The sequence below is a fragment of the Streptomyces sp. NBC_00019 genome (genome assembly GCF_045041015.1).
In the GTDB taxonomy this organism is placed as follows: Bacteria; Actinomycetota; Actinomycetes; order Streptomycetales; family Streptomycetaceae; genus Streptomyces.
Genome location: NZ_CP108302.1, coordinates 156,498 through 171,130, shown reverse-complemented (window position 1 = coordinate 171,130; position 14,633 = coordinate 156,498). Strand labels below are relative to the sequence as shown.

Below are 14,633 nucleotides of genomic sequence, written 5' to 3'. Positions count from 1 at the left end.
GCTCCGACGACGCAGGGCCCGGAAGGAGGGCCGTGGAGCCCAAGGAGAGGGCCCATCCGGCCCCTGTGCACCGCCTGGAGTTCGTACCAGGCTTGACGGAGGACACACGTACACCTAGGAGGCACAGGCCGTGGACCGACACGTAGTCGCGGGGATCGACCCTTCTCCCGAGAGCCGCGCCGCCGCTCACTGGGCGTCCCGGGAAGCCCTGCGCCGTGGCGCCACGCTGCGGCTCGTGCACGCCTGGCAGCTGCACCCGCGTCCCGCCGCCAATGTGCCCATGGACATGACCGAGCGAAGCTGGGCTCGGCAGATCCTGTCGGAGGTGTCGGACAGCGTCCGCGCCGCGCACCCCGGGCTGCAGATCGTAGAGCAGCAGGTGAAGGACTCCCCAGCGGCTGCCCTGCTGGCAGCGGCGGAGGGCGCAGAGCTGGTGGTGCTCGGGTCCCGCGGGCTCAGCGGTGTCACGGGGTTCCTGCTCGGCTCCGTGTCCGCGAAGGTCGTCGCCAGGTCACCGCGCCCTGTGGTGCTGGTCCGCGAGGGTGAGAGCGCCGCCGGCGAGCACTTCTCGCCCCTCGCCGGTGTTTCGCCCGACGAGATTCCCGAGACCCCGTACCGCGACGTCGTCCTCGGCCTCGACATAGGCCAACCCTGCGACGAGCTCATCGAGTTCGCCTTCGAGACCGCCCGGCGCTGCGGTGCCGCGCTGCGCGTGATCCACACCTTCAGTTTCCCGCCGGGATACGCGATCGCCGACCGGGTCGCCCCGCCGCCCGGCCCGGGGCTGCTCGCGGAGCGCGAACACGCCGTGGTCGCGACGCTGCGTCCGTGGTGTGAGAAGTTCCCCGAGGTCGCCGTCACCGAGACCGTCGTCGAAGGCAGGGCGGGTACCGAACTGTCCCGCGCCGCTTCCGGGGCGTCGCTTGTCGTCGTGGGACGCCGGATCCGGGACAGTCGTCTCGGTGTCCACACCGGTCCGGTCGCCCACGCGGTCCTGCATCATGCAGGCTGCCCGGTGGTTGTCGTCCCGCACGCCTGAACCACGGCCCGGAGCGGGACTCCATAGTAGAAGCTGGAGCGGGCGATGCCCAGGATGGTGCACAGCCGCTTCACGCCGTAGCGGCGGTGGTGGTCGGCGACGAACTGGAAGCGGTTCAGGAGCCGTAATTAACTACTGCCTGAGTTGATGTCGTTGTCGTGGTGCTCGATCACGCGCTTCAAGGCTTCGAGCGTGCGGGGCGGGTGGGTCCGACGGAAGACGAGAACTCTGGCGAGCTCGGGTCCGGCGAAGGCCAGCATCGGCTTGGATCTCCCGGCGTGGTAGCTCAGCACGTTGCGTTTGCGGCCCATGAGTTCGGCCGCGAGGGTCAGTGTGACGGTGTTGCGACTGCGTAGCACGGCGGTCAGGACGCGGTGGCGGTGATCGAGGGTGCCGAAGCCGGGGTTGCGGCCGCGGCGGTCCCTGTCTGCTCTCTGGCGTTCGGCTTCGGTCAGGACCTGTTGGCATGGTTCGAGCTGGACCACGAGCTGTTGCGCTGGCTGCGTCCGGCGGCCGTGCGCAAGGGCGTCGATCTGCAGGGGGAGGTCAAGGTTCAGGAAGTGCGATGGGCCGTGACCAGGAGGGTGGCGGCGCAGCGAGGCCCAGCGGCCCGTGAGGGCAGTAGGTCAATGTCGATGCCGGTGAATCCGGCCTCGTCCAGGAGCTTCACCCACACGCGATCCTGAAGCACCCAGCGGCGCATCGTGGTCTCCTTGCCCTCGGAGGTCCGCGCCGGGATGTCGGCAGCCACGACGTCCGGCTGCGCGGGCCGGCCGCTCAGATAGTGCGCCAGGGTGGAGAACACCAGGCGGCCGCCCGGGCGCAGGGCGGCTGCTGCCGCCGGCAGCAGCGAGTGCGGGTCGGTGAAGTCGACGGCGCCGAAGACGCTGTACAGCACGTCGTAGGTGTCACGATGCGCTGTCGCGGGATGTGTCGACCACCTCAACAGCCCGACAACGGAGCCGGGAGAGCCCTGTGCGGAATCGTTCCTGGCCTGTCTGGGGTGCGAGAACACCCGGGCACTGCCGCACCAACTGCCTTTGCAGATCCCGGAGTTCACGCATGACCAGCACTCGTTCCCTCGTCCGTCGCGCCGGCCTCGTCGCCACGGCCGTCGCCGCCTCGCTCGTCCTCGCCGCCTGTGGCAGCGAGGGCGGGTCCGACAGCGGCTCGGCCGCGCAGACGTCGGCCTCGGCCGGTGCCGAGGACACCGCCGGCGCCCACAACGACCAGGCCGTCTCCTTCGCCCAGGGCATGATCCCGCGCCACCAGCAGCCATCCAGATGGCGAAGATGGCCGCCACTCAAGCGTCCTCCGCCGAGGTCAAGGACCTGGCCTCGCGCATCGAGAAGGCCCAGGACCCAGAGATCAAAACGATGTCCAGCTGGCTGAAGGCGTGGGGCGAGGACGTGCCCTCCTCCATGCCGGGCATGGACCATGGCATGGACCACTCCAGCAGCTCCGACATGCCAGGGATGATGGACACCCAGGACATGGACGAGCTGATGGACGCGTCCGGCAAGGACTTCGACACGATGTTCCTGACCATGATGGTCGAGCACCACGAGGGCGCCGTGGAGATGGCCACCACGGAGAAGGAGAAGGGCCAGTACGGGCCGGCCAAAAAGATGGCCGACGACATCATCACCGCCCAGAACGCCGAGATCGAGGAGATGAACAAGCTCCTCGGCAAGAGCTGACGACACCCGCTCGGGGGCATGTGCTGCGCCCGTCCCTGAGCCCTGCTCGCCACTCCTCCTCGAGCCTCACCGAGAAATAACCGAGAGATCCTCAGCATGAAGATTCGTTCCCGCGCGGCCACCGCCATCACCAGGGCCGCCCTCGCGGCTGTCCTGGCCGCGTGTTCCCCCAGCTCCGATATCTCGTCCGACACGGCGTCGGCCGACGGCTCCGGCAGCCTCGCCGTCAGCCACGTCCACGGCCTGGGCGTCGACCCGGCCGACGGACGCCTGTACGTCGCCACCCACGAAGGCGTCATCGCCGTGGCCGACAACGGCACCGCCGAGCGGGCCGGTGACACGGCCGACTACATGGGCTTCACCGTCATCGGCCCAAAGACCTTCCTCGGCAGCGGCCACCCGGCCAAGGGCAGCGGTGGCCACGGCAACCGCGGGCTGATCCAGTCCACCGACTCCGGCAGGACCTGGAAGACCCTCTCACTGGGCGGCACCACCGACCTCCACTCCCTGGAGTACGCGCACGACACCGTCTACGGCTACGACAGCACTCGCGGCGTGCTGCGCGTCAGCACCGACCAGAGGTCCTGGGACAACCGAGCCGAGCTCGACGCCCTGGACATCACCGTCAGCCCGAAGGACCAGGACGTCGTGCTGGCGACCACGGAGGATGGCGTCGCCGCGAGCACCGACGGCGGCCGGACGTTCGGCACCGGTTCCGGGCAGGTCCTGGCTTCACTGTCCTGGCCCGCGACCGATGCCCTGTACGGCGTCGACCTCGCCGACGGCCTGCACCGCAGCACCGACACCGGCGCTACCTGGAAGAAGACCGGGACCGTTCCGGGCGGGCGGCTCCAGGCCCTGACCGCCGTCGACGCCAAGCGCATCCTGGCCGCGACACAGGACGGCGTGTACGAATCCCGCGACGGCGGCAAGACGTTCAGCGAACGCCTGCCCGTGTCCACCACGGTCGGGCACTGAACGCCGGGGAATGCGGCATCAGGGTCTGCTCCATGCCGAGGCCGCTGAGGGCCACGAGCACAGGGTCTATGCGAAGAGCTGGAAGAACGGAGGGAAGGTTCCGAGGATCCCGAGGGCGATGAGCGCGAGGCTGATGAGGAGTGCCCGTACTGTTTCGAACGGCTTGTTGCGCAGTGCGGCATAAAGGACGGCCCAGGCCAGCAGCCACACGACCACGGCCAGGATGGTCTTGCCGGACAGCGGACCGACCGAGTCACTCCACTCCAGGCCGTCGTGCACCGTCGTGCTGGCCTCGGCGAGCGTGGTGAGGACGCCCAGTGCGGTGCATCCGACGCCTGCGGCGATGATCGCTGCCGAGATCGGCCCCTCCACCTTCTCGCTGAGGGGAAACTCCTCTTCCCGTCCGCCTCCGGACGGTGTCGCCGCATTCTTGGCTTCCATGCCCGCGGCCTCCTTTCAGGACCTGGTCACACGACGGGTTCCACTTTGGTGATGAAGGCGCCGAATGCCCCGGCCACCGCCGCGAAGACGAAGGCGAGAACGAACAGGGTGATGGTGGTGCGGCGGACCCGGTTGTGCCGGATCAGGCCGGGGCCGTAGTACCAGACGATGAAGACGACGGCGGTCGCCAGGATCGGGCTGAGCCAGGCGATGTGCTCCTTCCACTCCATGCCGAACTCGTGCCAGTCCGCCGTGTCCGGATCGGCGAGCAGCTGTGACCTGGGACTGTCCGGGGTCTTCTCCCGGTACCAGGGATAGACGACCCAAGTGCCGGTGATCACAGTCGCCCATGCCGCCACCGCCATGGCGGTGACACCGATGCGCACCCGCCGCATCCGCTCCACCACTCCCACGCGCGTCATCAGGGCAGGCTTGAGGCTGTACAACTCGGCAAGCCCGCCGGCGAAAGCGAGCAGGAATGCGGCGCCGAGGATCATGCCGTGGACGAGGGTCCACCACTCGCGCTCGGTGAAGTTCACGGGCCATCTCCTGTTCGCCCTCGGAGCCGACGCTGCCGTCGGTGTACTTCTCCGTTTCGATAATGATAGAAAAGTGGCAATTTGCTCGATTAAGGGATCAGTGATGACGTTATCGCCATAGTTCGGCGCAGCTGTGCGGGCGCGCCGGGACTACCGTGAGGAGAGGCGGGCCACCGTTGCGCCAGGCCGGCCGACTCCCGGAGGGAGGCCCCTGATGTCAGCACAACCGCTCGACGCGGAAACAGTGACTGCTACCGTCAGCGACGCCGCAGCCGCACCGTCCATGTACAACGCCCAGCCGTGGAAGTTCCGCTACCTGAGCGGCGCCCGCACCTTCCATGTCCGAGCGGACCTCGAGCGGGCCATGCCCCATGCGGACCCCACCAACCGCGCCCTGCACATCGGCTGCGGCGCGGCCCTGTTCAACCTGCGTGTCAGCGCCGCTCACGCGGGCTGGGAGCCGGCCACCCGGCTGCTGCCCGACCCGGCGGACCCGGAACTACTCGCGACGGTGGAGCTGGCCGGTCCCGTACGCCCGGAGACCGACCTCGCCGTGCTGTACCCCGCCATCCGCCGCCGGCACACCAGCCGCCATCCGTTCTCGGAAGAGGACATACCCCAGGCCGTACAGGACGCTCTCTGTGGCGCTGCCCTGCGCGAAGGAGCGCGGCTGCTCTTTCCCTCCGAATGGCACGCAGAAACCGTGCTGGACCTGGTCCACGATGCCGAGGGACGCGACTCGCTGGACCCCAGCCAGCTCGAGGACCTTGTCCGCTGGACCCGTATCGGCCCCGACGCCGCCGCGATGTCGGCCGACGGAATCCCCGACTACGCCTTCGGCCCGCGCAAGCGGGACGGAAAGGCCCCGGTGCGTGACTTCGCGGGCCGACGCGCCGTGCCCGGTCGCCAGGTGGCCACCTTCGAGAGCAAGCCGCATCTGGCCTTGCTGGGCACCACCGGCGACCGGCCCGAGGACTGGCTCACGGCGGGGCAGGCAATGGAGCGAGTCCTGCTCGAGGCGACCCTGGACGGGCTGGCAACCTCGCTCACCTCCCACGCCCTCGAATGGCCGGAACTCCGCTGGGCCGTCCGCGACCCGCGGTCGGCGATGGGGTTCGTGCAGATGGTGCTGCGCCTGGGATACGGCGAGCAGGGTCCGGGGACGCCGCGTCGTGCGGTGGAAGACGTGCTCGACATCGAGCCGTAGATGTTTTCCGACGGCGTCGCCACGAGGTAACGATTCGTGGCGACGCCGTCAGTTCCCGGCACGTCCTCTCCCGCGAGCACCACCCGTCAGTGGCTGTGCCCTGTTTCGCCGTGGTCCTCGGCCTCCTCGGACGGGGCAGTCGCCGTGGGCTCCTGGCTCGGCCGTGCACTCGGCGGCGTCTCATGGGACGTGCCCCCGGAGGAGCCAGGTTCGTGGTCGTGTCCGTCCGCCCCGCCCGTGTCCGGCTCCGCTTCTGTTGTGCGCTGGTCGCCGTGGCTGTGGCCATGGCCGTCGCCGTCCGGTTGTGCGGCCATCTCCTGGGCGATGCCCCTCAGACCGACGAAGGCGACGGCCGCCGTCACCGCCATCAGGATCCCGGCCGGACCGGCGATGCTGCGCCATCGGGAGGGCTGGTGGCGCAGCACGTAGGCGACGAAGGACAGGACAAGGCCGAACGGGATGAGCATTGCCGCCCGTTCGGGAAAGTCCTCGAAGTGTTGCAGGCCGCCACTGAGCATGCCGATGCCGAAAGACAGTGCGAGGGAGGCAGCCACTACGCCGCAGACCTTCGCGACGCTGGGGCGGCTGCGGGTGAGGACGAATTCGTTGAGGACTGTGGCGCAGAGGAAGACGGCGGCGCCTATGACGGCGATGAGGGTGTAGCGGTCGGGATCGAGCGGGTGGTGCACGATGGCGCCGCTGATCAGCCCGGCTCCGACGAAGGTCGCGGCATAGCCCAGATAGTCGCCGAGCAACGGGGGACGCTTGGGTGCCCGGCGACGCCCGCGCCGGCCGCCGGTTGTGTTCACGGGCTCGCGTTCCGCGCGGCGTGGGCTCGGCGCAACCTCGATCGGACGGTTGCGGACCTTCCGGCGCGGCCAGGCGGGAGGGATACGTGGTGCGGGGCGCGTAGGGCGGTGCCGACAGCGAGCGGGGGTCGGCAAGGTGGTGCTGAGACACGGGAACAGTGACACCTTTCGGCACGGGCCGGCTGTAGCGCGATACGGCCTGTAAGGCGTACGGCGTAGAGGGAGCTGGACGGCGGCGCGCACCTACGCCGCGATCCGCGCGACCTGTCGCGACCTGGGCATCACCGCCTTCGCCGACTGGATCGGCGAACGGCGCAGCGACGACCCGCACTTCGGCGACATCAAGCGTTCCGACGCCCTGGCTGCCGTCCGCGCCGCCTTGCACGGCCCAAACCCTTGCGGGCCGGTCCCGCCCGCGCTGCACACCGACAGCGTCTACTTCCGCCGCTGGTACAACGCCTTCGCCACCGAGCACGTCGACGGCCTACGGTGCCGACCGGCGGGAGAGGTGGTCGAGGTGCCACTCCCACAGCAGACGAAAGTCCGGGTCGAACAGCTGCTGATAGGCCACGCGCAGCCCGGCGACGGCACGCGGGGGATACCGCTGGCTGAGCGCATGGTCCGCCTCATGGGCCAGGAATCGGGCCCGCTCGCAGCCCACACAGTGTTCCGGGTACCGATCGACCTGCGCCAGGCCGCCACCGTCGCCCGTCTCCTGGCCCATGAGACGGATCTGGACCGCCGGGCCGTGGCCGCGAGTACCGCGGGCGCAAGGGCGAGCCGAAGGGCTTCGGCTGGCGGGACCTCCGCGACCTCTTGGTGCGTGCCCGCATCCAGCTCGGCGGACCGATCGTGCTGGTCTGGGACAACGTCCGCCTCCACCTGACCGCCGGGATGCGGGAGTTCATCGCCGCGAATGCCGCCTGGCTCACCGTGTTCCAGCTGCCCACCTACGCGCCGGACCTGAACCCGCAGGAGGGCATCTGGTCGCTGGTCAAGCGCGACATCGGCAACCTCGCCGCAGCCGACCTGGGCCAGATCACCAGGGCCGTGAAGCGCAGGCTCAAGCAGATCCAGTACCGCCCGGACTTCGTCGACAGCTGCCTTGCGGGCACCGGCCTCATCACGGACGACTGAGCGGCGCTGCGCTGCAGAATCGTCAGTCGCCGTAGTACCGGTCGTAGGAGGCGGAGCGCTCCTCCACTGAGAAGCTCTCGAATTCACCGTCCGCCTCGAGCTCGCGCAGTCGAACCAGCGCCGCCGCCGCAGCAGGTGCACGGTTGGCCGAGAGGTGGGCCTTCGTCGCGTCGAGCCCGTGCCCAAGCAGGAATTCGATGTCGATCGAGCACGCTGCGTCGAAGCTGGCTTGCTTCGCACTCCAGACCAGGAGCACGTCGTCGACGTCGCCGCTGTTGAACAGCTGGAAGCAGCAGAGCCTCATCAGCTCGGTGTCGCCCTCGCCCTGGGCGCGTCGCTCACGCGCCGTGTGCTCTCTGAGGAGTGCGCGGACCTCGTCGAGATCCGCGCCGACGGGGCGAAGCCCGTAGCGGCGCAAGCTTTCCTTGACATCCATCGCTGGTCTCCTTGATCGTCCGGCCCGGCCCGTGGCCTATCGGCCCCGCCCATCGCCGTTCGGTCGGACGACGGCCCCTCTGCCGGTCACAGTATGCACACCGAGGGCCGGCCCACGTGGGTCGGCGGCCACCGGCGCAGGTGACCGATGGCCCACGCCACTTGAGACGCGTCCTCTCTGTGCGCCGCCGGAGCCTGCATAGGCGCGTGGCCGACGCGATCGGCGCTCGCACCGATCGCCGTGCCGGCTCGCGAGGCCGTGTTGACGGCGGGAGGGGTCGCGTTGCCGCAGCGGTACGTGCGCCGACAGGCAGTACCCGCGCTGGCATGTACACGATCCCGGGAACGTGGAGCTGTACCAACGGCGGACCGGCATACCCTCGCACCCAGAACCCCTTCCACGCCCCGTTTTATGCCACCGCCTTACGCCACCACTTCCCGGTAGCTAGGCTGAGCTCATGACCGTAGACATGACCCTGCGTATCCCGGATGAACTCGCGCCCTCGATCCGGGCCAGTGCCGAGGCGGCCGGGATGAGTCTCAACGCCTACGTGGTGCGCGCCGCCCGCCGCCAGGCCACCCTCGACGCCGCGCGCCAGCTGGCAGCGCTCGGCCTCGGCGACGACCTGGCGGGCGAAGGCGACGCCCTGCGGTGAGGCGCGGCGAGATCTGGACCCTGGCCGACGGCCGCGACGTTCTGATCGTCTCCCTGACCGGCCTGGAGGAGGCCTACGGCGCGGTGCTCGCGATTGTCCTGCACCCCTCAGGCCGCTACCCCGACACCGCCATGTCCGTCGTGGTGGGCGACCCGATCCCAGCTACCGCCGTCGCCGTCAACCTCCAACAGCTCCGCACCACGCGCTTCGACGGGGCGACCCACCGCGGCACAGTACCCGCCCAGATCATGGCCCGCGTCGACCAGGCGCTGCGCGCCGTCCTTGACCTGTAGCCGCCTGACCACATGGGCGGCCAGTCGCGATCCTCGGGAGGCGGTCCAACGGCAGACCGCTGACAGGCTGCTCACTCCCCGGTGCGGCTCGCCGGCCGGCGCGCAAGGCGTCGGTCTGCAGGGGGAGGTCAGGGGGCAGGCGGTGCGATGGGCCGTTACCAGGAGGGTGGCGGCGCAATGAGCCCCGGCGGCCGGCGAGGGCAGTAGGTCAATGTCGAGGCCGGGTGAGTCGCTGGCCGGGTGGCACGGGCCGCAGTCGGCGGTGTCCTGCCAGAGCGACCGATCGCCCCCCCAGCCGTCGGCGGCGCCGAAGTGCGCCGTCTTCATCACCGAGCCGCCGTTCTTCATGTTGACCTCGGGCAATGTGATGCAGGAGGTGCCCGCCATTGAAGCGCGCGGCGGAGAGGGTGCTGTACTCGCCGCAGGGTCTGGACGAGCCGGTGCGGTGGCCCGTCAAGTAGCCGCGCACAGTGCGAGGCCTCGTCTGGTTGGGCGGGGCCTCCGCGTGACCGCACGCGACGCCTGCCGTTGATCAGCGCGTGATGCGACTCGGCGTTGAAGGCGGCCCGGCAGACGGCCGTGAAGTGGTGGCGGAGCCCGGCGAGGTCGGCCGACCGCCGGGCCAGAGGGAGATAGACGGGGTTACCTACGTGCTGCGTATGTTCGGGGGCCCGCCGCACGAGGATGCGGACTGGCACTACTGCCTGCCCCGACCCACACTACGCCCGTAGTTGCCTCCCGCGCGATCTTGCCGCATCGTGAGGCGAGTTCCGCCATGCCCGGACATGGGCGCAGCGAGCACTCATTCGTGTCACGGGAAGGCCACTCCACCTCCACACCATATCCATGCGGCGCATGATGCTCCTTCAGATCACGCACCACCGTAGGGGGACACCACATGCGCACTCGCACCATCGCCGCGGCCCTCGCCGCCGCAGCACTGCTCACGCTCAGCGCCTGCGACGGCAGCGACGACACCAGCTCCAGCAAGACTGACAGCGCCGTGCAGGAAACCAAGGATCCGACGACGGACGCCGACACCGCGGACGCGGACACCTCCGCCCGTGCTGCCGAGTCCGAGCCTGCTCCCGAGGCGGAGTCCGCGACGTTGCCCAACCTCGTCGGCAAGGACCTCCAGGCGGCCCAAGACGAAGCGCAGGCCGCAGGGTTCTACGTCCTGGACGACCAGGACGCCAGCGGCCAGAGCCGCCTCCAGGTCTATGACCGCAACTGGACCGTGTGCAGCCAGGAGCCCGATGCCGGCACCCACCCCACAGACACGCCGGTGACGTTGTTCGCGGTCAAGGACGACGAGTCCTGCTGACAGAGGTCCGGGTGACTGGTCCGGCTCACTCGAGTGCGCGGCTGGACCTGCGCGTAACTGGGGTGCCAGCTGCTGACTGCGCCGATAGGGGTCACAACTCGGGTGCGCCATCTTCACGTTAGGTGCACGTCACCTCATGGTGCCGGTCTGCACACCGAACCGCTGGGGGACCCTGCATCGCACCGTCGGCCCCGTACTTGCCGTCTGGGCACTCGCGTTGGCCGGATGTTCCAGCTCCGGCGACGGGAAGCCCAGGAGCCCGACGGTGACGGTAACCGCCATGAAGGCCCCCGCGTTGTCGGCGGCCGAGCAGCGAAAAGTCTGTGTGGACGCTTGGGGGCGCTGCAGGACACTGCCGATGCGGAAGAGCCTGCGGTGTGTTGCGGATGTGCGGATGTTGAGGGCAGGCAGCATCTGGACATGTACATGTACATGGACGGGCTGGCGCAGCGGATTCAGGCGAGCCTCGCATCCGCCGCGGCGAGAGGCTTCCGCGACTCTTGATCTGCGGGCGTCAGCCCGCACCTTGCGCGTACCGCGTGAAGACGTCGTACCCTGGGGCCTGCCGATCAATAACTCTTAGGTTTTCGTGGGCTGTTGGGTCGTAGGATGCGGGGGTGTCGGAGGGGACGAAGGCAGAGTTGGTGGATGCGTTCGGGCTGTTGCTGCCGCATCTCGATGAGCGCCAGCAGCGCCTGATGCTGGGCGCCGCGGCCCGCGTTCTGGGCCACGGTGGGATCCGCATGGTGGCCGGAGCGGCCGGGGTGGCGGAGTCCACGGTGTCGCGCGGGAAGCGGGAGCTGGAGCACGCGGAGGAGCCCGCTGGCCGGGTGCGGGCACCGGGCGCGGGGCGGAAGCCCTTGCGGGAGGCCGATCCGGGGCTGGTGCCCGCGTTGCTGGCGCTGGTCGAGCCGGACCAGCGCGGCGACCCGGAATCTCCGCTGCTGTGGACGGTGAAGTCCACCCGGAATCTGGCGGCCGAGCTGACGCGCCAGGGGCACCGGGTCGCTTCGGACACGGTGGCCACGCTGTTGAAGGCGGAGGGCTTCTCCCTGCAGGGCACCTCGAGGACCACCGAGGGGGCCCGGCATCCGGACCGGGACGCCCAGTTCCGCTACATCAACGACCAGGTCACGGCGTACCTCGCCGACGGGCAGCCGGTCATCAGCGTGGATGCCAAGAAGAAGGAGACGCTGGGCAACTACGCGGTCATCGGACGCGAGTGGCATCGCGCCGGGCAGCCGGTGCAGGTGCGTGCGCACGACTTCCCCGAGAAGGGCGCCCAGAAAGCGGTGCCGTACGGGATCTACGACATCGGCGCGGATACCGGCTGGGTGTCGGTGGGCTGCGACGGGGACACCTCTGCCTTCGCGGTGGCCACTTTGCGCCGCTGGTGGAACGGTGAGGGGCACCGCCGCTACCCGCACGCTTCTCGCCTGCTGGTCACCGCCGATGCCGGAGGCTCCAACGGCTACCGTGTGCGTGCCTGGAAGAAGGAACTCGCCGATTTCGCCTATGAGTCGGGCCTTGATGTGACTGTCTGTCACTTTCCACCGGGAACATCGAAGTGGAACAAAATAGAGCACCGGCTGTTCTCGCAGATCAGTATCAACTGGCGTGGCAGGCCCCTGACCAGCCACGAAGTCGTCGTCAGCACCATCGGAGCGACCACGACACGCAGCGGGCTGTCCGTCCACGCCGAGCTCGACCCCGGCGCCTACCCCACCGGCGTCACCGTCCCCGACACCGTCATGGAGCGTCTGCCCCTGACGCCGCACGAGTGGCACGGCGCATGGAACTACACGTTGCGCCCCGAACCACTCGCTCCCGAACCGCCCCCGCCCAGCACCGAGTTCGGGCGCTTTCCCACCGGGGACAAGCTCCCCGCCTGGCTGCGGCACCCCAGCCTCACCGGACTCGAGCCCGCCGCCTTTGACGATCTCGCCGTCCGCTACCGAGCCTGGCGTGCCGAGCACCCGCCGATCTTCCTGCCCGGGAAACGCCCCGACGGCGGCCCCGGCGCCGGCGGCAGACGGCTCTCCGTCTCCGACCAGCTTGTCGTCTTCCTCCTCAAGCGGCGCTGGTCCATGACGAACACCGTTCTCGCCGAGGCGACCGGCCTGGCCAAGAGCAGAATCGGCGCGACCCTCCAGGAGGTCACCCCCGTGCTCACCGCGCTCGGGCACAAGATCCCGACCGGCGCCCTCACCGTGACCACGGCACAACAACTCGCCGCGATCGCCGGGCACGACCCCACCCTCCCGTAATCCCCATCAAGATCGACGAGTTATTGATCGGCAGGCCCCAGGGTCATTGCATGATCGCGATCTGTCCGGGTTGATCACATGAGGCCGAGGGCTGACAGCGGGCGGTGGTAGTCGCGGCTGGTGCGGCGGAGGGCGGCGGCGATGTTGGTCTCGCCGTTCTGGCGGAAGACGCTGATGGCGAGGTTGCGCAGGCCGGCCATGGTGCGGGGCAGGTGGCCGGTGCGGACCTTGGAGTTGTCCTCGCGGAAGGTGCGGTCACGGACGTGGTGCGGGAGGTTCTCGATGCCCCAGTGGCCTCTGATCCAGGCGGCCAGCTGGGCCGGGGTGGCGTCGTAGATGTCCAGGCTGGTGATCACGTAGACCCGCTCGACAGTGAGCTTGCCCGTACTCAGCTCCCGTCGCCATCGGACGACTTGGATGGCCTGGCGGGCGCCGGGATAGTCGAGGTGGCGGAAGACTGCGGCCTTGAGCCGGCGGATTTCCCCGCGGTGGTGTGCCGTGTCGCGGGTGCGGTCCTCCAGCGGGACGTTGGCCCACAGCAGCTTCCTGACCTGCGCATACAGACCAGGATGATTCTTCTTGACGACGGCCAGGTAGTGGGCGCCGCGCGCGCGGAGGTAGGCGCCGTGGGCGTGCTGGGTGTGCAGGGCGTCTGTGGTCAGCACGGTGTTCTCCAGGGCGATGGTGTCCAGCAGGGGCTGGAAGGAGGGGATTTCGTTCCGGCCGTTGTAACTGATGAGCAGAGCCCGCAGGTTCGCCAACTCCCGCTCCTGCTGCCCGGTGTCCATGCCACACCGCCGAACCGCCTCCGACCATTCCGCGTCTGAGCCCGGATCCACAGCCACCAAGCCGGTGGATCCGGGCTGAATGGGTCCCCGGAATATCGCATCAGGCACGTAGGTCACGGCCCAGCCGCGCCAGTAGCGAACCCCCGTGTGCACTATCCCCACGTAGTAGATCTGGGTAAGACCGCCGAAGCCCACAGCAGCCGACCGAACAGCCCGTAGCCACCAACAGCTGGGGGCCGCAATCAGATTGGAAAGAACTCAGCGACGTAGCCATCCAGCCACTCGTCGTCCTGATGGCCGTCATTATCCCGGTAACGGTGCAAGCGAGATATCCTTCCCGTTGCAGCAGAGCTGGAATCGCTGATGCGCTTCCTTCCCGGTAGTCGCCACTACACGAATAGTAAGCGAGTAGACGTCAGGTTTGAGGACGGCCAAGAGCGCCTGCCAACCAAACATCGAAGGTATGTGAATCTGTTGAGGTTCCGACTTTATGAAGCGACAGACATCCAAGAGTCGACTGGCCTTCGGATAGATATCAATTGTACTGCGGGATCCGACCGCCGACCATGCCAGAGGCTCGTCTGATATAGTGCGAAATGTGCAGGAGTTAAGATAGACCGTTTCGGCGCCAATGATGCCAAACTTCTGCAGGTCGAGGCCAAGGTCTGCACTCGATTTAATGTCTGAGGTGGGCATCAGGTGAGAGGGGGAAAGATTTTCGACGGTCACGAATCCTTGAACACTGATAGCGACCCTGCGGCCTATATTGCGAACGACCACGCTATGACAGCTGTAGTTTGCGCCCTCTTCTGGCCTGTCAAGACCAATGACGAGCTTGGGTGCAAAATAGATGTAGCGGAATACGTCAACGCCGATTGCCACGAATGTGCCCGTAATTATTCCGAGCATGGCAGCGATTATGTTTGACATTACCCGTTCCGCCATTCTTGACATGGGGCGACAGGTCGCCCCATCGGGCGCATCGAAGATTCACCCTCCATCGCCGCTGCAGCTCAGGCG

General features: G+C 68.4%; 17 protein-coding genes and 1 pseudogene. 9 read left to right on the top strand and 9 right to left on the bottom strand.

Annotated elements, in window-relative coordinates; all coding sequences use genetic code 11:
* Positions 1-130: 130 nt before the first annotated feature.
* Positions 131-1,039, top strand: coding sequence for a universal stress protein (locus OHU89_RS00850; RefSeq protein WP_405638877.1), 909 nt, complete (start codon positions 131-133; stop codon positions 1,037-1,039).
* 128 nt (positions 1,040-1,167) lie between these two features.
* On the opposite strand, the gene OHU89_RS00845 is transcribed toward OHU89_RS00850, so the two are convergent.
* Together OHU89_RS00845 and OHU89_RS00840 are read right to left on the bottom strand one after the other, a co-directional pair.
* Entirely contained in the window at positions 1,168-1,524 is a 357-nt protein-coding gene (locus OHU89_RS00845) for a hypothetical protein (protein ID WP_405638875.1), read from the bottom strand.
* A gap of 68 nt (positions 1,525-1,592) precedes the next feature.
* On the bottom strand, positions 1,593-1,937 hold the full coding sequence (locus tag OHU89_RS00840; protein WP_405638873.1) for a hypothetical protein: 345 nt from the start codon (positions 1,935-1,937) through the stop codon (positions 1,593-1,595).
* A gap of 164 nt (positions 1,938-2,101) precedes the next feature.
* Between OHU89_RS00840 and OHU89_RS00835 the strand changes: the two are divergent.
* Positions 2,102-2,739: pseudogene (locus OHU89_RS00835) on the top strand (DUF305 domain-containing protein).
* A 96-nt stretch (positions 2,740-2,835) separates the two neighbouring features.
* On the top strand, positions 2,836-3,717 hold the full coding sequence (locus tag OHU89_RS00830; RefSeq protein WP_405638871.1) for a F510_1955 family glycosylhydrolase: 882 nt from the start codon (positions 2,836-2,838) through the stop codon (positions 3,715-3,717).
* A 66-nt stretch (positions 3,718-3,783) separates the two neighbouring features.
* Here OHU89_RS00830 and OHU89_RS00825 read toward each other — a convergent pair whose 3' ends face one another.
* Together OHU89_RS00825 and OHU89_RS00820 are read right to left on the bottom strand one after the other, a co-directional pair.
* Positions 3,784-4,158, bottom strand: a complete 375-nt coding sequence (locus tag OHU89_RS00825) for a hypothetical protein (RefSeq protein ID WP_405638869.1) — start codon at positions 4,156-4,158, stop codon at positions 3,784-3,786.
* A 26-nt stretch (positions 4,159-4,184) separates the two neighbouring features.
* On the bottom strand, positions 4,185-4,697 hold the full coding sequence (locus OHU89_RS00820) for a hypothetical protein (RefSeq protein ID WP_405638867.1): 513 nt from the start codon (positions 4,695-4,697) through the stop codon (positions 4,185-4,187).
* Positions 4,698-4,911: 214 nt separating this feature from the next.
* Between OHU89_RS00820 and OHU89_RS00815 the strand changes: the two genes are divergently transcribed.
* The gene (locus tag OHU89_RS00815) at positions 4,912-5,904 is read left to right on the top strand and encodes an Acg family FMN-binding oxidoreductase (RefSeq protein WP_405638865.1); all 993 of its coding nucleotides are present in this window, start codon (positions 4,912-4,914) and stop codon (positions 5,902-5,904) included.
* Positions 5,905-5,990: 86 nt separating this feature from the next.
* Here the strand turns inward: OHU89_RS00815 and OHU89_RS00810 are convergent, their stop codons facing one another.
* On the bottom strand, positions 5,991-6,713 hold the full coding sequence (locus tag OHU89_RS00810) for a hypothetical protein (RefSeq protein ID WP_405638863.1): 723 nt from the start codon (positions 6,711-6,713) through the stop codon (positions 5,991-5,993).
* Positions 6,714-7,197: 484 nt separating this feature from the next.
* Positions 7,198-7,437 (bottom strand): hypothetical protein, encoded by a 240-nt coding sequence (locus OHU89_RS00805; RefSeq protein WP_405638861.1) that lies wholly within the window; start codon positions 7,435-7,437, stop codon positions 7,198-7,200.
* Positions 7,438-7,532: 95 nt separating this feature from the next.
* On the opposite strand from OHU89_RS00805, the gene OHU89_RS00800 reads away from it, so the two are divergent.
* On the top strand, positions 7,533-7,850 hold the full coding sequence (locus OHU89_RS00800; RefSeq protein ID WP_388860279.1) for a transposase: 318 nt from the start codon (positions 7,533-7,535) through the stop codon (positions 7,848-7,850).
* A 22-nt stretch (positions 7,851-7,872) separates the two neighbouring features.
* Here OHU89_RS00800 and OHU89_RS00795 read toward each other — a convergent pair whose 3' ends face one another.
* Entirely contained in the window at positions 7,873-8,286 is a 414-nt protein-coding gene (locus OHU89_RS00795; RefSeq protein WP_405638859.1) for a hypothetical protein, read from the bottom strand.
* A 457-nt stretch (positions 8,287-8,743) separates the two neighbouring features.
* On the opposite strand from OHU89_RS00795, the gene OHU89_RS00790 reads away from it, so the two are divergent.
* The 4 genes from OHU89_RS00790 to OHU89_RS00775 all read left to right on the top strand — a co-directional run bounded on the left by OHU89_RS00790 (position 8,744) and on the right by OHU89_RS00775 (position 12,825).
* Positions 8,744-8,941, top strand: coding sequence for a toxin-antitoxin system HicB family antitoxin (locus tag OHU89_RS00790; protein WP_405638857.1), 198 nt, complete (start codon positions 8,744-8,746; stop codon positions 8,939-8,941).
* Positions 8,938-9,234, top strand: coding sequence for a hypothetical protein (locus tag OHU89_RS00785; RefSeq protein WP_405638855.1), 297 nt, complete (start codon positions 8,938-8,940; stop codon positions 9,232-9,234). The genes OHU89_RS00790 and OHU89_RS00785 overlap by 4 nt, the downstream gene beginning before the upstream one ends.
* An 898-nt stretch (positions 9,235-10,132) precedes the next feature.
* Complete coding sequence (locus tag OHU89_RS00780) at positions 10,133-10,558, top strand: PASTA domain-containing protein (protein WP_405638853.1); 426 nt, start codon at positions 10,133-10,135, stop codon at positions 10,556-10,558.
* 644 nt (positions 10,559-11,202) lie between these two features.
* A complete protein-coding gene (locus OHU89_RS00775; RefSeq protein ID WP_405654237.1) occupies positions 11,203-12,825 on the top strand; it encodes an ISAzo13 family transposase in 1,623 nt (540 codons plus the stop codon).
* A 74-nt stretch (positions 12,826-12,899) separates the two neighbouring features.
* Here OHU89_RS00775 and OHU89_RS00770 read toward each other — a convergent pair whose 3' ends face one another.
* Both OHU89_RS00770 and OHU89_RS00765 read right to left on the bottom strand, forming a co-directional pair.
* On the bottom strand, positions 12,900-13,613 hold the full coding sequence (locus OHU89_RS00770; protein ID WP_405638851.1) for an ISAs1 family transposase: 714 nt from the start codon (positions 13,611-13,613) through the stop codon (positions 12,900-12,902).
* 303 nt (positions 13,614-13,916) lie between these two features.
* Complete coding sequence (locus OHU89_RS00765; protein WP_405638849.1) at positions 13,917-14,522, bottom strand: hypothetical protein; 606 nt, start codon at positions 14,520-14,522, stop codon at positions 13,917-13,919.
* Positions 14,523-14,633: the final 111 nt, after the last annotated feature.